The sequence below is a fragment of the Staphylococcus sp. Z5-21 genome (assembly GCF_056529615.1).
On the sequence record NZ_CP096462.1, the window covers coordinates 1,191,923 to 1,209,636 of the forward strand.

Annotated in this window: 17 protein-coding genes; 16 read left to right on the forward strand and 1 reads right to left on the reverse strand. The window is 33.1% G+C overall.

Going from position 1 to position 17,714, the window contains the following annotated elements; all coding sequences use genetic code 11:
* Positions 1 to 75 precede the first annotated feature (75 nt).
* From cymR to M1D64_RS05905, 3 genes are all read left to right on the forward strand, one after another.
* The gene (gene cymR, locus M1D64_RS05895; RefSeq protein ID WP_002483110.1) at positions 76 to 495 is read left to right on the forward strand and encodes a cysteine metabolism transcriptional regulator CymR; all 420 of its coding nucleotides are present in this window, start codon (positions 76 to 78) and stop codon (positions 493 to 495) included.
* Positions 496 to 621: 126 nt separating this feature from the next.
* A complete protein-coding gene (locus tag M1D64_RS05900; RefSeq protein WP_002483111.1) occupies positions 622 to 804 on the forward strand; it encodes a CsbD family protein in 183 nt (60 codons plus the stop codon).
* A 37-nt stretch (positions 805 to 841) separates the two neighbouring features.
* Positions 842 to 1,012 carry a hypothetical protein gene (locus tag M1D64_RS05905; protein WP_162835595.1) on the forward strand — a complete coding sequence of 57 codons (171 nt, stop codon included), beginning with the start codon at positions 842 to 844 and terminating at the stop codon, positions 1,010 to 1,012.
* A gap of 147 nt (positions 1,013 to 1,159) precedes the next feature.
* On the opposite strand, the gene M1D64_RS05910 is transcribed toward M1D64_RS05905, so the two are convergent.
* On the reverse strand, positions 1,160 to 2,158 hold the full coding sequence (locus M1D64_RS05910; RefSeq protein ID WP_069822035.1) for an LLM class flavin-dependent oxidoreductase: 999 nt from the start codon (positions 2,156 to 2,158) through the stop codon (positions 1,160 to 1,162).
* 293 nt (positions 2,159 to 2,451) lie between these two features.
* On the opposite strand from M1D64_RS05910, the gene sal reads away from it, so the two are divergent.
* From sal to udk, 13 genes are all read left to right on the forward strand, one after another.
* Positions 2,452 to 4,083 carry a Sal family ABC-F type ribosomal protection protein gene (gene sal, locus M1D64_RS05915; protein WP_075339788.1) on the forward strand — a complete coding sequence of 544 codons (1,632 nt, stop codon included), beginning with the start codon at positions 2,452 to 2,454 and terminating at the stop codon, positions 4,081 to 4,083.
* Between the two features lie 60 nt (positions 4,084 to 4,143).
* Positions 4,144 to 5,286 carry a cysteine desulfurase family protein gene (locus M1D64_RS05920; RefSeq protein WP_002483116.1) on the forward strand — a complete coding sequence of 381 codons (1,143 nt, stop codon included), beginning with the start codon at positions 4,144 to 4,146 and terminating at the stop codon, positions 5,284 to 5,286.
* Positions 5,287 to 6,399 carry a tRNA 2-thiouridine(34) synthase MnmA gene (gene mnmA / locus M1D64_RS05925; protein ID WP_002483117.1) on the forward strand — a complete coding sequence of 371 codons (1,113 nt, stop codon included), beginning with the start codon at positions 5,287 to 5,289 and terminating at the stop codon, positions 6,397 to 6,399. It begins immediately after the preceding gene.
* 134 nt (positions 6,400 to 6,533) lie between these two features.
* Positions 6,534 to 7,199: a tetratricopeptide repeat protein gene (locus M1D64_RS05930; RefSeq protein ID WP_069822034.1), complete on the forward strand. Its 666-nt coding sequence runs from the start codon at positions 6,534 to 6,536 to the stop codon at positions 7,197 to 7,199.
* 3 nt (positions 7,200 to 7,202) lie between these two features.
* Positions 7,203 to 9,587, forward strand: coding sequence for an SF1B family DNA helicase RecD2 (recD2, locus tag M1D64_RS05935; RefSeq protein WP_129530968.1), 2,385 nt, complete (start codon positions 7,203 to 7,205; stop codon positions 9,585 to 9,587).
* Between the two features lie 348 nt (positions 9,588 to 9,935).
* A complete protein-coding gene (alaS, locus tag M1D64_RS05940) occupies positions 9,936 to 12,566 on the forward strand; it encodes an alanine--tRNA ligase (RefSeq protein WP_069825897.1) in 2,631 nt (876 codons plus the stop codon).
* A 69-nt stretch (positions 12,567 to 12,635) separates the two neighbouring features.
* On the forward strand, positions 12,636 to 12,896 hold the full coding sequence (locus M1D64_RS05945; protein WP_002483121.1) for an IreB family regulatory phosphoprotein: 261 nt from the start codon (positions 12,636 to 12,638) through the stop codon (positions 12,894 to 12,896).
* A gap of 3 nt (positions 12,897 to 12,899) precedes the next feature.
* Entirely contained in the window at positions 12,900 to 13,328 is a 429-nt protein-coding gene (ruvX, locus tag M1D64_RS05950) for a Holliday junction resolvase RuvX (RefSeq protein WP_011302969.1), read from the forward strand.
* A 16-nt stretch (positions 13,329 to 13,344) separates the two neighbouring features.
* Positions 13,345 to 13,677 (forward strand): DUF1292 domain-containing protein, encoded by a 333-nt coding sequence (locus M1D64_RS05955; protein WP_002483123.1) that lies wholly within the window; start codon positions 13,345 to 13,347, stop codon positions 13,675 to 13,677.
* A gap of 568 nt (positions 13,678 to 14,245) precedes the next feature.
* Positions 14,246 to 14,887 carry an O-methyltransferase gene (locus tag M1D64_RS05960; protein WP_002483124.1) on the forward strand — a complete coding sequence of 214 codons (642 nt, stop codon included), beginning with the start codon at positions 14,246 to 14,248 and terminating at the stop codon, positions 14,885 to 14,887.
* Entirely contained in the window at positions 14,884 to 15,807 is a 924-nt protein-coding gene (locus M1D64_RS05965) for a peptidase U32 family protein (RefSeq protein WP_069825896.1), read from the forward strand. The genes M1D64_RS05960 and M1D64_RS05965 overlap by 4 nt, the downstream gene beginning before the upstream one ends.
* 13 nt (positions 15,808 to 15,820) lie before the next feature.
* Positions 15,821 to 17,089, forward strand: a complete 1,269-nt coding sequence (locus M1D64_RS05970; RefSeq protein WP_011302971.1) for a peptidase U32 family protein — start codon at positions 15,821 to 15,823, stop codon at positions 17,087 to 17,089.
* On the forward strand, positions 17,089 to 17,712 hold the full coding sequence (gene udk, locus M1D64_RS05975) for a uridine kinase (protein WP_069822031.1): 624 nt from the start codon (positions 17,089 to 17,091) through the stop codon (positions 17,710 to 17,712). The genes M1D64_RS05970 and udk overlap by 1 nt, the downstream gene beginning before the upstream one ends.
* Positions 17,713 to 17,714 lie beyond the last annotated feature (2 nt).

Here is a 17,714-nt window from a genome sequence, read left to right on the forward strand (position 1 = left end):
CCTTTCTTATTCTATATTAACTTAAAAAATGATAGAATGTTAATATATAGTATTCGAATTAAGTGAGGTAATATAATGAAAATTTCAACAAAAGGAAGATATGGGTTAACATTAATGATATCGCTTGCCAAAAAAGAAGGCCAAGGATGTGTGTCATTAAAATCGATAGCAGAAGAAAACAACTTAAGTGATCTGTATCTAGAGCAATTAGTAGGTACATTAAGAAATGCCGGATTAATTCGAAGTGTTCGTGGTGCAAAAGGTGGCTATCAATTAAGAGTACCAGCGGATGAAATTACTGCTGGTGATATTATACGCTTACTTGAAGGACCAATTACCTTTGTCGAAAGCATAGAGTCTGAACCACCCGCACAGAAACAGCTTTGGATCAGAATGAGAGATGCGGTAAGAGATGTACTTGATAATACATCTTTAAAATATTTAGCTGAGTATAAAGAAACTAATAACTTAGACGGTTATATGTTTTATATTTAATGTGTAAGCTATCATTTTTTATTAGTTTATATATCTATGTTAGTAAAAAACAAAAATTTTTTATTTGTATGTTTAATTAGTTTACTGAGTGGTATGTATATTATATATCGCAAGGAGGTAATTATTATGGCAGATGAAAATAAATTTGAACAAGCAAAAGGTAATGTGAAAGAAACAGTTGGAAACGTTACTGATAATAAAGAATTAGAAAACGAAGGTAAAGAAGATAAAACTTCAGGTAAAGCTAAAGAGTTTGTAGAAAATGCAAAAGATAAAGCTAATGAAGTTATCGATAAATTCAAAAAATAATTTACACTAATTCAATTAATTAAATGGAGCGATTCATATGGCTGAAAATTTCTTTGAAAAAGCAAAAGAAACTGCAAAAACAGTATCAGATAAATTAAAAGATACAGATAATGAAAAAGCTAAACAAGCATCTGAACAAATCGATAAATTCACTGGTGGCAGTGATAACGATAATAAAGATGGTAAAAAAGAAAAAGACGAAAAATAATAGTTTATTCGATTAAATAAAAAGCACAACTTACTTTTATAAAGTAAGTTGTGCTTTTTTATCATTACTTGAGTTGATATTCCAATGTATAGTACACATACGCGCTCTAGTGCATTGAATTTTATCAGTGTTGTATATAACATAATGTTATAGAGATTCAATCACATGTTTTAATTTACGGTAAGATTCTACCTGTGCATCTTGATCGTAAATGTAGCTTATTGCCATTAGTTCGTCTATCTCACCATGTTCTTCAATAAATGAAGTTAATTTAGCTTTTACAGTTTCTTCTGATCCTATTAATGATTGAGCCATTCTCTGTTTCGCTAATTCAAATTCAGTAGGCGTTAATAAACCTCTTAAATCGTCTGTTGGCGGTTGAACTGGTTGCATTCTTCCTCTAGTTATACTGACCATTACTTGTGCTTGTGTCGTTGATAAGTATTCAGCTTGTTCATCTGTATCTGCGACGATTGCATTTAAACAAACGATAACGTAAGGTTCACTTAATACCTCTGATGGTTCAAATAATTCTTTGTATATTTGTATAGCATCTTTCATCTGTTGAGGAGCAAAGTGACCCGCAAATACATAAGGAAGGCCTTTACGCGCAGCTAAATGAGCCGAGTCAGTGGAAGAACCAAGTATATAAAGTGGAACGTTTTTGTTTACTGCAGGATACGCGCGAACATAAGCCTGTTTATTTGCTGGTCCGAAATAAGTTGCCAATTGTTCAACTTCTTCAGGGAATTCATAAACGCCATTATGCTGGTCTCTTCTTAACGCGCTAGCCGTCATCATATCTGTTCCTGGTGCACGACCTAAACCTAAATCTACACGATTTGGAAACACTGTTTCCATTGTACCGAATTGTTCAGCGACAACCAGAGGTGCATGATTAGGTAACATGATTCCTCCAGATCCAACACGTATTTTTGAAGTATGTTCTAGAGTGTGTTGGATCAACAATGCGGTCGCTGAACTGACTAGATTAGGCGCGTTATGATGTTCGGCAATCCAATAACGCTCATAATCTAAGGATTCTAATTGTTGTGCTAACGTCACCATATCTTCTATGGCATTCTGGTCATTTTGACCTTCACGAATTGGCACTAAGTTAAGTGCCGATAACTTTAAGTCTTTCATAATTAACGTAATCCTCCTTTAAATAACTAATATAAAGAAGTATAACAGTGGTTTTTAAACTTGCGTAAGAAATTGCTCACTGTTATAATTAATGAAATTAAAATGAGAGGTGGCTCAAGAAAAATACTATGGATAATGCTCATAAGGTAAATAACAACGATGTACAAGAAAATAAAACTATTATGGGATAGGCATTGTCTGGTTAGTATTTTTATGTGAAAGCACCTTATAATCTTTTACAGTTATAATATTTAAAGATGTGTCATGTCCTTATTGAGAGCGAGGAAGATGATATGTCTTTTTATTTTTCAGAAAAACCATTTGAACAGTTTGGTAAAATATTGATAGAAGACGTAAATATTGATATTGAACTAGGTAAGCATGTTGCAATGATTGGTGATAATGGTGTCGGCAAGTCAACATTGTTAAATGCTTTAAATTTAAAATATGAAACGCAATCATATTTAATGAAGCAAGACTTGACGCAAGTATTTGATTTAACCGCGATGACCTTTATCATTTCAATATTTCCTGAGGTTGCAACTTTGAAAACGCAAATTGTAACCGATTATGACAAGATAAGTGATTATATCGCTTTAAATGGTTATGAGATAGAACAAAAAATAATTACTACCGCAAAGCGGTTTAATATAAGTGAACAAGATTTAGATAAGCCAATACGATTATTAAGTGGCGGACAACAAACAAGCGTTGCATTAATCAGAGCGTTTATATCTGAAAAACCGCTAATTATATTAGATGAACCTACAAATCATCTTGATCAAGCAATGCTAGATAATTTAATTTTAGAAATAAATAAGTCTAAGCAAACGATACTCTACGTTTCACATCACCGTGGTTTTATAAATCAGACTGCGAGTCATGTTTATGAAATCACTAAAAAAACATCGAGAAAATTTCAAGGTGATTATAATCAATACCATTCAGTCAAACAATTAGAATTTCAATCTCATAAAAATGCATATGATAAGCAACAAAAAGAAATCAAAGCGCTGGAAGAATCAATTGCACGCGTGAATGAATGGCATTCAACTGCCAAAGCTACGACAAGTGTGCGTGATCCTAAACAACAAAAGCGTCTTAGCAAACTAGCTAAAAAAGCAAAAGTAAAAAATGCTCAGTTAACACATAAATTAAATGAAAAGCAGTTAGAGTCTCCGGATAAACAGGATAGAAAGTTTCATTTTAATGATGAACAATCAGTGCATAATCGAGAATTAGTGAAATTAGAAGATATATGTATAGGTATTGGACAAAAAATAATTTATAACAAAGCAAATTTTGAAATTAAAAAAGATGAACATATTTTATTAACTGGTCCGAATGGTAGTGGTAAATCATTACTAATTGCGCTTATAAGACAACAAGTGAAACCGGATAAAGGTACAGTTTATGTAACGCCTTCAGTAAAAATTGCGTATTTTGATCAACAAAATAATAATTTGAATTACAGACAAACACCATTAGATATGGTCATGTCAATAGATCATATGACACGTAGTTATGCTCAAACAATCTTGGCTTCGTTCGGTTTTGATAAAGATAAAATACAACAAACGATTCGTTCTTTATCTATGGGTGAAAAAAGTAGATTGCAATTTGTACTATTGTTTTTTTCAAATGCTAATTTACTCATTTTAGATGAACCAACGAATTACTTTGATATTACAACGCAAGACTTAATTTTAAATATGATCAAACAGTTCAAAGGACAAGTTTTGATTGTTACACATGATTTATATTTACAAAAACATTTTGATGCGACACATTGGGTTGTAAAAAACAAACAATTACTTAATGTTACAATGAATAGTGAACAAAAAATTAATACGCAAAATACGTTGAATTTATTAAATGATTTCAGAGATATAGATGAAAATGGCCATTTTGAAACAGACGACTAGAAAAATAAATTATATGGTGCTATTATTGGAACATTGATAAAAATTTAAGGAGTGTCAAACATGGAAGTATATGCAGATTATGCTGCAACAACACCCGTCAAACAAGAAGTTATTGATAAAATGATGGAAGTCTATTCAGTACATTTTGGTAATCCGTCATCAATTCACAGCATGGGTAGGGATGCCAGAAAATACTTAGATGATGCGCGTCGTACAATTGCTAAATCGTTTAATGCTAAGCCAAGTGAAATCATCTTTACTAGTGGCGCAACTGAATCAAATAACACTGCAATTAAAGGTATTGCTTATGAGCACATGCACAAAGGTAAACACATCATTACTACTAAGATTGAGCATCATTCTGTACTTCATGTATTTGAACAACTCGAAAAAGAAGGTTTCGAAGTTACTTATTTAGAAGTGGATAAAGAAGGATTGATTAACCTTAATCAATTAAGAAATGCACTTACTGAAGAAACCATTTTAGTTTCAATTATGTTTGTTAATAATGAAATTGGGACTGTTGAACCTATGTATGATATTGAAGAAATTGTTTCAGAATCGAATGCATTATTCCATGTTGATGCAGTTCAGGCTATTGGACACTTAGAAATTGATTTCCATGATTTTAATATGGATGCTATGAGTATTACTGCACATAAATTTGGTGGTCCAAAAGGTGTCGGCGTACTTTTGCTAAAAGAAGAAACTAAATTGAAGTATCAACAATTAGGTGGAGAACAAGAAGCAAAACGTAGAGCTGGTACTGAAAATGTGCCACAAATTGTAGGTTTAGCTGAAGCAATCAAATTAGCTAATGAGCATAGAGATGAAAATAATGTGCACCTTATGAATTTAAAGAATTTGTTTCTAGTGTCGTTACAAGAGCGCTCAGTTCCTTTTGAACTCAATGGATCCATGACAGATTCAACAGGACATATCATTAATTTATATTTACCGTTTGTAGATGTTGAAACAATGCTCACATTATTAGATTTATCAAATATTTATGTATCATCAGGCTCGGCATGTACAGCAGGAACAACGACGCCATCACACGTGTTACAAGCAATGTATAGTGATGATGAGCGAGCGAAGCACTCAGTTAGATTTAGCTTTAATGAACAGACAACAGAACAAGAAGTTAAATATATAGTTTCAGAAATTCACAAAATATACCATAAATTTAGGGAGGAAATGTAGTTGTCAAATAAAGATACACGCGTAGTAGTTGGCATGTCAGGCGGCGTTGATAGTTCAGTTACAGCACATATTTTAAAAGAACAAGGATATGATGTAATTGGCATTTTTATGAAAAATTGGGATGATACAGATGAAAATGGATTTTGTACTGCAACAGAGGATTATAATGATGTTATCGCTGTATGTAATCAAATAGGTATTCCATATTATGCAGTTAATTTTGAAAAAGAATATTGGGATAAAGTGTTTACTTATTTCTTGGACGAATATAAAAAAGGACGTACACCAAATCCAGATGTTATGTGCAATAAAGAAATTAAATTTAAAGCATTTTTAGAACATGCGTTAAAACTCGGTGCAGATTATGTTGCAACTGGACATTATGCACGTGTGCGTCGTCATGAAGATGGTCATGTTGAAATGCTAAGAGGTGTTGATAATAATAAAGATCAAACATATTTCTTGAATCAGTTATCTCAATCCCAGTTGTCACGTGTGATGTTCCCGATTGGAGATATAGAGAAAAAAGAAGTACGCAGAATAGCAGAAGAACAAGACCTAGCTACAGCTAAAAAGAAAGATTCAACAGGAATCTGTTTTATTGGCGAACGTAATTTCAAAGAATTCTTATCACAATATTTACCAGCACAATCTGGAGAAATGAGAACACTAAAAGGTAAAAAAATCGGCACTCATGCTGGCTTGATGTATTATACAATTGGTCAACGTCACGGATTAGGTATTGGTGGCGATGGTGATCCATGGTTTGTTGTAGGTAAAAATTTAGATGACAATATTTTATATGTGGAACAAGGATTCCATCATGACGCATTATACAGCGATTACCTTATAGCATCTGATATCTCTTTCGTAAATGATGTAAATCTAGAAAATGGTTTCGAATGTACAGCTAAATTTAGATATCGTCAAAAAGATACGAAAGTATTTGTAAAAAAAGAAAACGAAAATGCTATACGCGTGATATTTAATGAACCAGTTCGCGCTATTACACCTGGCCAATCTGTCGTTTTATACGATGGTGATGTATGTTTAGGTGGCGCTACGATAGATGACGTTTATAAAGAATCTGGTCAACTAAGTTACGTTGTATAAATATTAATTTTGAATTTTATTCGAAATCGTTAGAAAGCTATTCAATATAGTAACTAGCGATTTCTTTTTTTGAAATTATCATTTCAAATACCGTGGTAAATGTTATAATAAGTAGTCAGAAATGAGGGTTAGAAATGAATCAAGAACAGATATATAATTTAATTAAACAGGGCAATTTTGAAGAAGCATTAAAAGCATTATTTGAAAACATAGAAGCAAATCCAAAAGAAGTAGAAAATTACATAAATGCAGGGATTTTATTAGCTGAAGCGAACGAAGTAGATAAAGCAGAAAAATTCTTTCAACGTGCAATTACTTTAGATCCGCAAAATGGCGCAATCTATTATAATCTCGGGAATGTATATTACAATGAAGGCCGTTTTAATGAAGCGATTAAATTGTATCAACAAGCGTTGAAATTTAACGTTGATCAAGTCGATACTAACTATATGATTGGCATGTCATTTAATCAATTAGAAGCATTTAAAGAGGCTTTACCTTTTTTAATGACTGCAGCAGAACAAGATGACCGTCATGATGTTGAGGTTCAATTTCAGTATGGACTTGTACTTTGTCATTTAGAAATGTTTGATCAAGCGATAAAGCAACTTAAGTCGGTGTTAGAAATGGATAATAAACATTCAGATGCATTATATAATTTAGGTTTGGCAACTTATATGCAGACTGAAGATACAGCACAAGCAATTGAATATTTTGAAGCTGCTGTAGACGCAAATCCAGAACATGTTATGAGTCAGCATGCTATAAAAACATTTAAATCTATCGCAGAGGAGGAATAACTGATGGGAGACCCTACACTATTTAATAATTCAATGATTAAAGGAACCGTTGATGCGATTTTATTTCAAAATAAAGAAAATTTTTATACGGTTTTAAAAGTTGATACAATTGAGTCAAGTGAAACATTTGATTCAATGCCTACGATTGTAGGGTTTTTCCCAGAAATTGCTGAAGGTGATGTTTATACATTCAAAGGCCAAGTTGTTACACATCCGAAGTATGGTAAACAACTTAAAGCTGAAACGTTTGAAAAAGAATTACCACAAACTAAAGAGGCAATTATTAGTTATTTATCAAGTGATTTATTTAAAGGTATTGGTAAAAAAACTGCGCAAAGTATTGTTAATAAACTAGGTGAAAATGCTATAAGCGATATCTTGAATGACCCGTCGGTATTAGAGCAAGTACCTGGTTTACCTAAGAAAAAGCAAAAACAAATTGCTGAACAAATTGCTAGTAATCAAGAGACGGAGCAAATTATCATACGCTTACATGATTTAGGGTTTGGACCAAAACTAGCTATGGCGATTTACCAAGCGTATTTAGGAGAAACACTTAATGTTGTTGAAAATAAACCCTACCAACTCGTATATGATGTAAAAGGAATTGGATTTAATAAAGCTGATACCTTAGCACGAAATGTTGGAATCCAGTTCAATGATACAGAAAGACTAAAAGCGGGTTTGTTATATGTACTTGAAGAGGAATGTATTAAGCAAGGACATACATATTTACCTACTCAAAATGTATTAGAAATGACTCAAGATATGCTTTCTCAAGCACCTAGTGAAATAATAGAAATGCAACAATTGAATCATGTATTACAAGAATTGGTAAATGATACCAAACTCATTCAACAAGAAAATGAAGTTGCAATTCCGAGTTTATATTATTCAGAATTAAAAAGTGTGCAGAATCTTTATCGCAATTATGCGTATACGAATAAACTCAAACAAATAGAACAGTCTGATCTTTTAATGAAGATTGGAGAAATTGAAGAGCGCAATCAAGTTAATTATGCAAATTCACAAAAAGATGCGTTACAGACTGCTATTAATTCTAAAATTATGTTACTCACAGGTGGTCCTGGTACAGGTAAAACAACTGTGATAAAAGGTATTGTAGAATTATATGCAGAAATTCATGGTCTCTCATTAAATTATGATGATTATCAAAATGATGATTATCCAGTCGTATTAGGTGCGCCTACAGGAAGAGCTTCAAAGCGTTTGGCAGAGTCGACAGGTTTAGAAGCCATGACAATTCATCGCTTAATCGGATGGAATCAGGATACACAACCGGAAGATATTTTAGATAATGAAATATCAGCAAAATTAATTATCATTGATGAGATGTCTATGGTTGATACATGGCTGTTCCACCAATTTTTAAGTGCAGTTCCAATAGATGCACAAATCATTTTAGTAGGTGATGAAGATCAATTGCCTTCTGTAGGTCCTGGTCAAGTATTTAAAGATTTAATTGATTCAAAAGTGATTCCTCGTGTTAATTTAACAGAAGTTTATAGACAACAAGATGGTTCTAGTATTATTGAATTAGCGCATCGGATGAAACTAGGTGAACCGATTGATATAACCCAACGTTTTCATGATCGAAATTTTATAAATTGTAATACAGATCAGATTCCGACAGTTGTGGAAAAAGTTGTTTCAAGCGCTGTGAATAAAGGCTATGATATGAGTGATATTCAAGTGCTTGCACCAATGTATAAAGGGTCAGCAGGCATAAAAAAACTTAATATGGTATTACAAGATATTTTAAATCCTAAGGATAAAGATACACGTGAAATAGAATTTGGTGATGTGCTTTTTAGAAAAGGTGACAAAGTCTTGCAACTTGTAAATAGGCCTAATGATAATATTTTCAACGGTGATATTGGTGTAATCGTGGGTGTTTTTTGGGCAAAAGAAAATGCGTTGAACAAAGATGTATTAGTCGTTGATTTTGAAGGTAATGAAATTACTTTTGTTCGTCAAGATTTAATAGAATTAACTCATGCTTATTGTACGTCGATCCATAAATCACAAGGTTCTGAATTCCCAATAGTCATCATGCCTATGGTAAAACAATACTTTAGAATGCTACAAAAGCCCATATTATATACTGGCTTAACAAGGGCTAAACAATCCCTTGTCTTTTTAGGTGATCCGCAAGCCTTTGATATTGGTTTAAAAACGCATGGACAAGTGAGAATGACACAGTTATGCACATTTTTAAAAGCCTACTTTAATAACGATGCATCTACTGAAGAAGAAATCAGCGACACATTTGATGCTGATATCATTCTAACTGAAGACAATATTTTTAAAATTAACCCAATGATTAATATGGGAGATATTTCCCCATATGACTTCGTTGAAGATTGACATGTGACAAGAAAATAAATACAATATAATTAACTTCACATAAAGATGAGTAAATTATACTGAGCGAAAAGAGATGTACTGGTTGGTGAAAAGTACAGTCGGTATAGTTGAATGCTACTTTGTGTCAGCAAGCATAATAACTAATTAAGTGATAAGTGTATGTTAGGGAATTAAAGTCAGTCGTTTGATTTGTATGATACTTACAATTAAGATTGAATTAATTTGTTAACACTTATAACTAGGGTGGTACCGCGAAACGTTCGTCCCTTTTATGAGGATGGGCGTTTTTTATTTTCTTTTTTAATTATTTAAAGAACTAACATGAGTTGAGATGGAGGAATTTTAAGTATGAAAAACTTAAAAGCAAGTGAAATTAGACAAAATTTTATTGATTATTTCGTAGAAAAAGGCCATATGGTAGAACCTTCTGCACCATTAGTCCCTATTGACGATGATTCACTATTATGGATTAATTCTGGTGTAGCTACATTGAAAAAATATTTTGATGGTAGAGAAACACCTAGAAAACCAAGAATAGTTAATTCTCAAAAGGCAATTCGTACAAATGATATAGAAAATGTTGGCTTCACAGCACGTCATCATACATTTTTTGAAATGTTAGGTAACTTTTCAATTGGGGATTATTTTAAGCAAGAAGCTATAGAATTTGCATGGGAATTTTTAACAAGTGAAAAGTGGATGGCAATGGACCCTAAACTTTTATATGTAACAATACATCCAGAGGATAAAGAAGCGTATAGAATTTGGAATGAAGACATTGGACTTGAGGAAAGTCGTATTATTCGCATTGAAGGCAACTTCTGGGATATTGGTGAAGGTCCATCAGGTCCGAATACGGAAATTTTCTATGATCGTGGAGAAGATTTTGGACAAGATGATCCTGCAGAAGAAATGTATCCAGGGGGAGAAAATGAACGTTTCCTTGAAGTATGGAATTTAGTGTTTAGTGAGTTCAATCACAATAAAGATCACACTTATACACCACTGCCCAATAAAAATATTGATACCGGCATGGGTCTTGAAAGAATGGCATCACTTGCTCAAAATGTGCGTACAAATTATGAAACAGACTTATTTATGCCTATCATTCATGAAGTAGAAAAAGTATCAGGTAAAACATACTTGGAAAATGATAACTATGATGTGGCATTTAAAGTGATTGCCGACCATATTCGTACAATTGCATTTGCCATTGCAGATGGTGCACTACCAGCTAATGAAGGAAGAGGATATGTTTTACGTCGTTTATTACGTAGAGCAGTAAGATTCAGTCAATCATTAGATATTAATGAACCATTTATGTATCGTCTAGTTGATATTGTAGCTGACATTATGGAACCATATTATCCTAATGTTAAAGAAAAAGCAGACTTTATTAAGCGCGTCATTAAATCAGAAGAAGAACGCTTCCATGAAACATTAGAAGAAGGTCTAGCTATTCTAAATAACTTAGTTGCACAAGCGAAAACATCTACCCATGAAATCAGTGGTAAAGACGCTTTTAAATTATATGACACTTACGGCTTTCCAGTTGAGTTAACAGAAGAAATTGCGACACAAGAAAATTTATCAATAGATATGCAAACATTCGAAGAAGAAATGCAACAGCAACGAGACAGAGCAAGACAAGCAAGACAAAATTCACAATCTATGCAAGTTCAAAGTGAAGTATTGAAAAAGATTACCACAGATAGCACATTTGTTGGGTATGATGTTATGGACAAAGCCTCTGTCATCACAGATATTATCCAAAATGGTGAACTTGTAGAATCTGCAGAAGCAGGAGAGACGATTTACTTTATTTTACGTGAGACACCATTTTATGCTGTTAGTGGTGGTCAAGTGGCAGACCAAGGTACAATTAGTAATGAAAACTTTGAAATCGCAGTTACTGAAGTGACTAAAGCACCAAATGGTCAGAATTTGCACAAAGGTGAGATTCAATTTGGTACTGTTAAGAAGAATGCTGAAGTTTCAGCGAGTGTGAATCACAAAGAACGTCGTTCAATCAAGAAAAACCATAGTGCAACACATTTATTACACGCTGCATTAAAAGAAGTCCTTGGAGATCACGTTAATCAAGCAGGTTCACTTGTTGAAGCAGATCGTCTAAGATTTGACTTTTCACACTTTGGCCCAATGACACAAGAGGAAATTGACACGGTTGAGCGTCGTGTTAATGAAGAAATTTGGAACAGTATTGAAGTAGATATTCAAGAAATGCCAATTTCTGAAGCAAAACAACTAGGTGCTATGGCACTTTTCGGTGAAAAATATGGCGAAATTGTAAGAGTTGTAAATATGGCCCCATTTTCAATTGAATTATGTGGTGGTATTCACGTGAACAACACATCAGAAATCGGTTTATTTAAAATAGTAAGTGAGTCTGGTACAGGTGCTGGAGTGCGTCGAATAGAAGCATTGACTGGTAAATCAGCTTTCTTATACTTAGAAACGATTCAATCTCAATTTAACGCAGTTAAATCGCAAGTAAAAGTAAAATCAGATGACCAAGTATTAGAGAAAATCGTTCATATGCAAGACGAAGAAAAAGAGCTTAGAAAACAACTTGAACAAAAGAATAAAGAAGTGACATCATTAAAAATGGGTGACATCACTAATCAAGTAGATGAAATTAATGGATTGAAAGTCTTAGCAACGGAAGTAGAAGTTCCTAATGCTAAAGCAATACGTGAAACTATGGATGATTTTAAATCAAAATTACAAGATACTGTTATTGTACTTATTAGTAATATAGATGGTAAGGTGTCATTAGTAGCTAGCGTACCAAAAGCATTAACTGATAAAGTGAAAGCAGGAGATATCATTAAAAACATGGCTCCTGTAGTAGGCGGTAAAGGTGGCGGACGCCCTGATATGGCTCAAGGCGGCGGTACTGAACCAGAGAACATAACAGAATCATTACGTTTCATTAAAGATTACATTAAATCTCTATAAGTTGATTCGATTCTAATGTAGAATATAAGTAAGAACTTTTTTTACTCGATACAAAGGAGTGTAAGAACAATGGAAAATTTTGATAAAACAATGAAATTTAATTATGATGAAATTCCAAAAGAAGATGTCAAAACAGTATTACAAAATGTCTATCATACCTTAGAAGAAAGAGGATATAATCCTGTGAACCAAATTGTTGGTTACTTATTATCAGGAGATCCTGCGTATATTCCACGCAATAACGAAGCTAGAAATCAAATTCGTCGTATTGATCGCGATGATATCATGGAAGAATTAGTTTCAAACTATTTGCAAGAGAAATCGAATTAGTTTATGTTAAAGCATAAAATTATAGGATTAGATGTAGGAAGTAAGACTGTTGGCATTGCAATAAGTGATCTGATGGGTTGGACAGCCCAAGGATTAGACACACTCCGTATAGACGAAGAGAACAATGAATTAGGTATTGAAGCATTAGTAAAAATTATAAAAAGAGATAACGTTGGTACTGTAGTTATTGGATTACCAAAAAACATGAACAATTCTATTGGATTTCGAGGCGAGGCTTCGTTACAATACAAGGAGCAACTTCAAGAAGCACTGCCATCATTAGAAATAATTATGTGGGATGAACGTCTAAGCACTATGGCTGCGGAGCGTTCATTACTTGAAGCGGATGTTTCTAGACAGAAACGAAAAAAAGTAATAGATAAAATGGCAGCAGTATTTATATTGCAAGGCTATTTAGACTCATTACAATAAAAAGGAGCTTTTAATAATGACGGAGCATAACCATGATTCTCAATTAGAAATTAACAATGAAGAGGAATTACTTACATTATATGATGAAGAAGGTAATGAAGTCTTATATCGTAAAGTATTAGAATTTTTCCACCCAGAATTCAAAAAAGAATACGTTATTCTTGCTGAAGAAGGTGCAGAATCAGATGATGACGATTTAATTGAATTGGTGCCTATGATTAATGAGCCAGATGAAAATGGTGAAGGTGGCAAATTCTTACCAGTGGAGACTGACGAAGAATGGGATATGATTGAAGAAGTCGTTAATACAGAAATGGATGATCATGACCACGATCATGACCACGAATAATTAAAAAATCGTTCTTTAAATATAAGTCACTATGAAGTAAACCATACTGGAAAAGCAGTATGGTTTTTTCTGTAAATAAACGAATAAAAATCGAATGATTAATGATAATTATATATTTAAGAGTTAACTAACTACGGAATTTATGCTTATATTATCGGGGTGTTTATGGTAAAATATATAAAGTTAAATTCAAACACATACGATTTTGAAATTGCATTTATTAATAATGGAATAGACCATATAAATGTTATATGTAAATATATTTTTCATCTTTACTAAAATTAAACTAGCATGAGCACCAATGACTAGTGTGATTGATAGTCTGTGCGGTAACTGATTAAGTTGAAAATACAATGATAATAGATGTTAAAGCATAATTTCTAAAGAAAATATGATGGTCATACATAAATTGACGCATTCTAGCGCAAATCTATAAGTATTTTGAGTTTTTAATTGGCCATTTTTGCCGGGATGGGGCAAGGAACCTTATGTGCAAAAAGCTTCTATACTACTCCCTATTTTATTGTTAAAACTTATGTATTATATTATAACGAAGGAAGTTTTGAAAATGGATAATAATCAATCCTATTTATTAAATTTACATAAACAAACCGATGAAACGATAGAGTCTTTGAGACCATATGCAGAAGCGAATAACGTCCCTATTGTAGACAGACTTACTTTAGAAATGATTAAGCAATTGATTAGGCTGCATAAACCACAAAATATTTTAGAAATTGGTACAGCGATTGGCTATAGTGCAATGCAATTTGCATCTGTATCTAAGGATGTACATATTACGACAATTGAACGTGATTCAGATATGCAACAGCAAGCAAAAGAAAATATTAGGAAATACGATTTTTCAAATCAAGTGACATTGGTTGAGGGTGACGCGTTAGAGCAATTTCATAATGTCGAACAAGAAAGTTTCGATATGATATTTATTGATGCTGCTAAAGCACAGTCTAAAAAATTCTTTGAATTATATACACCTTTATTAAAAGAAGGTGGCGTAGTTATTACGGATAATGTACTCTATCATGGCTTTGTTTCTGATATTTCAGTTGTGCGGACTCGCAATGTGCGCCAAATGGTTAAAAAGGTGATTGAATATAACGAATGGCTTATGAATAACGAAGCTTATACGACTAACTTTTTAAATATTGATGATGGATTAGCCATTTCAATTAAAGGAGAATCTAAATGACAGAATTATTAGTGACACCCAAATCGGTTAAACATATCGAAACATTAATTGAAAAAGGTGCTGATGCCTTTGTCATTGGCGAGCAAAAATTTGGTTTGAGATTATCAGGAGAATTTGATAAAGCAGCAATGATTGAAGCAGTGGATATGATTCATCGTAATGGTAAAAAGGCATATGCTGCAGTAAATGGTATATTCCATAACTATCATTTAAGTGCAGTTGAAGCTTATATTGATTTTCTTCATGAAATAAAAGTTGATCGAATTATCTTTGGAGACCCAGCTGTTGTTATGTATGTTAAACAACACACAGATCCAATTCCTTTACATTGGGATGCAGAAGCACTGGTGACTAATTATTTTCAATGTAATTATTGGGGAGCAAAAGGAGCTGCACGTGCACAACTTGCTAGAGAATTGAGTTTGGACGAAATCCTTAATATCAAAGCCCATGCGAATGTTGAAATTGAAGTTCAAGTTCATGGTATGACTTGCATGTTCCAATCTAAGCGTATGTTGTTAGGTAATTATTACACTTTCCAAGAACGTCAAATGAAGATCTCCCGTAACGATGAAACGAATGATTTATTATTATATGACGAAGAACGTGATAATAAATACCCAGTTTATGAAGATTATAATGGAACACATATTATGTCACCAAACGATATTTGCTTAATAGAAGAATTGGAACCATTACTTGAAGCGGGTATAGATTCACTGAAAATAGACGGCATCTTACAGTCAGAAAGTTATATCAATGTTTGTACTGAACAATACAGAGAAGCAATAGATCTGTATAATGATGACCCAGATGCATATGAAGATGAAAAATTCATGCTTGTCGATCCAATAGAAGCAATACAACCGGAACATCGCCCGTTTGACGAAGGCTTCTTATATAAACAAACAGTATACTAATGGAGGTTAACTCGTGAAAATTTTAGAAGAAATTAATGTTCAAAATAAACCTAAAATGAAAAAGCCTGAACTTCTTGCACCTGCTGGTAATTTAGAGAAACTTAAAATAGCTATACATTATGGTGCAGATGCTGTTTTTCTCGGTGGACAAGAATATGGTTTGAGATCTAATGCAGATAACTTTACAATGCCAGAAATCCAAGAGGGTGTTGCATTTGCAAAGCGTTATGGTGCTAAAATATACGTAACCACTAATATAATTGCTCATGATGAAAATATAGACGGCTTAGACACCTATTTACGCGATTTAGCATTAACAGGTGCAACTGGTATTATCGTTGCTGATCCGCTTATAATTGAAACTTGTAAAAAAGTAGCGCCAGAATTGGAAATCCACCTTTCAACACAGCAATCACTTTCTAATTACAAAGCAGTTGAGTTTTGGAAAGAAGAAGGTTTAGATAGGGTTGTTTTAGCACGTGAGACAGGTGCTATGGAAATGAAAGAGATGAAAGAAAAAGTTGATATTGAAATTGAATCTTTTATACATGGTGCAATGTGTATTGCTTATTCAGGAAGATGTACATTAAGTAATCATATGACTGCGCGTGACTCAAATCGTGGTGGGTGTTGTCAAAGTTGTCGATGGGATTATGATTTATTACATATTGAATCTGATGGGGAATTAGATTTATATTATGGTGATCATGAGGTTGCACCTTTTGCAATGAGCCCTAAAGATTTGAAATTAATAGAATCGATTCCCAATATGATGGATATTGGTGTAGATTCTTTAAAAATTGAAGGACGCATGAAATCCATACATTATATTGCGACAGTAGTCTCAATTTATAGAAAAGTTATAGACGCATATGCAAGTGATCCAGAGAACTTTAAGATTAAGCCAGAATGGTTGATTGAACTAGACAAATGCGCTAATAGAGATACTGCATCTGCATTTATAGAAGGTACACCAGGTTATGAAGAGCAAATGTTTGGTCAACAAAATAAGAAAAATTCTGCTTATGATTTCTGTGGGTTAGTGTTAGATTATGATAAAGCGACTAAAATTGCTACAGTACAACAACGCAATAAATTTGAACCTGGACAGGAAATTGAATTTTTTGGACCAGAAATTGATACTTTTCGACAAGTTGTGGAAACAATTTATGATGAAGAGGGAAATGAACTTGATGCTGCACGCCATCCGTTGCAGATAGTTCAAATTAAAGTCGATCATCCAATTTATGCGAATAACATGATGAGAAAGGAAATTGGATAATGAACAGTACAACAATAATAGGCATTGCCGGTGGTTCAGGATCGGGGAAAACATCCGTTACAAACGAAATAATGAAAAATTTAGAAGGTCATAGTGTTGCACTATTGGCTCAAGACTATTATTATAAAGACCAATCACATTTAACTTTTGATGAACGTTTAGAAACCAATTACGATCATCCATTTGCATTTGATAATGATTTATTAATTGACAATTTGAATGACTTGAGGAATGGTAAGCAGGTTGAAGTGCCAACATATGACTACTCAAATCATACGAGAAGTAAGGAAACGATTGCATTTGAGCCAAAAGATGTTATCATCGTAGAAGGTATATTTGCACTTGAAAACAAAACATTAAGAGATTTAATGGATGTCAAAATTTATGTTGATACAGATGCTGATTTGCGCATATTAAGACGTCTGCTTCGTGATACCGAAGAAAGAGGACGTACAATGGAATCTGTTATTAATCAATATCTGAATGTAGTTCGGCCTATGCATAATCAATTCATAGAACCAACTAAGAGATACGCAGATATTATCATACCAGAAGGCGGAAGTAATAAAGTAGCTATCGATATAATGACGACGAAGATTCAAACTTTAGTTAGTAAACAATAGTA

Excerpts from the sequence above, each read along its gene's own strand:
- cymR (WP_002483110.1), top strand. The coding sequence starts at position 76 with ATGAAAATTTCAACAAAAGGAAGATATGGGTTAACATTAATGATATCG.
- M1D64_RS05900 (WP_002483111.1), top strand. The coding sequence starts at position 622 with ATGGCAGATGAAAATAAATTTGAACAAGCAAAAGGTAATGTGAAAGAA.
- M1D64_RS05905 (WP_162835595.1), top strand. The coding sequence starts at position 842 with ATGGCTGAAAATTTCTTTGAAAAAGCAAAAGAAACTGCAAAAACAGTA.
- M1D64_RS05910 (WP_069822035.1), bottom strand. The coding sequence starts at position 2,158 with ATGAAAGACTTAAAGTTATCGGCACTTAACTTAGTGCCAATTCGTGAA.
- sal (WP_075339788.1), top strand. The coding sequence starts at position 2,452 with ATGTCTTTTTATTTTTCAGAAAAACCATTTGAACAGTTTGGTAAAATA.
- M1D64_RS05920 (WP_002483116.1), top strand. The coding sequence starts at position 4,144 with ATGGAAGTATATGCAGATTATGCTGCAACAACACCCGTCAAACAAGAA.
- M1D64_RS05930 (WP_069822034.1), top strand. The coding sequence starts at position 6,534 with ATGAATCAAGAACAGATATATAATTTAATTAAACAGGGCAATTTTGAA.
- recD2 (WP_129530968.1), top strand. The coding sequence starts at position 7,203 with ATGGGAGACCCTACACTATTTAATAATTCAATGATTAAAGGAACCGTT.
- alaS (WP_069825897.1), top strand. The coding sequence starts at position 9,936 with ATGAAAAACTTAAAAGCAAGTGAAATTAGACAAAATTTTATTGATTAT.
- M1D64_RS05945 (WP_002483121.1), top strand. The coding sequence starts at position 12,636 with ATGGAAAATTTTGATAAAACAATGAAATTTAATTATGATGAAATTCCA.
- ruvX (WP_011302969.1), top strand. The coding sequence starts at position 12,900 with ATGTTAAAGCATAAAATTATAGGATTAGATGTAGGAAGTAAGACTGTT.
- M1D64_RS05955 (WP_002483123.1), top strand. The coding sequence starts at position 13,345 with ATGACGGAGCATAACCATGATTCTCAATTAGAAATTAACAATGAAGAG.
- M1D64_RS05960 (WP_002483124.1), top strand. The coding sequence starts at position 14,246 with ATGGATAATAATCAATCCTATTTATTAAATTTACATAAACAAACCGAT.
- M1D64_RS05965 (WP_069825896.1), top strand. The coding sequence starts at position 14,884 with ATGACAGAATTATTAGTGACACCCAAATCGGTTAAACATATCGAAACA.
- udk (WP_069822031.1), top strand. The coding sequence starts at position 17,089 with ATGAACAGTACAACAATAATAGGCATTGCCGGTGGTTCAGGATCGGGG.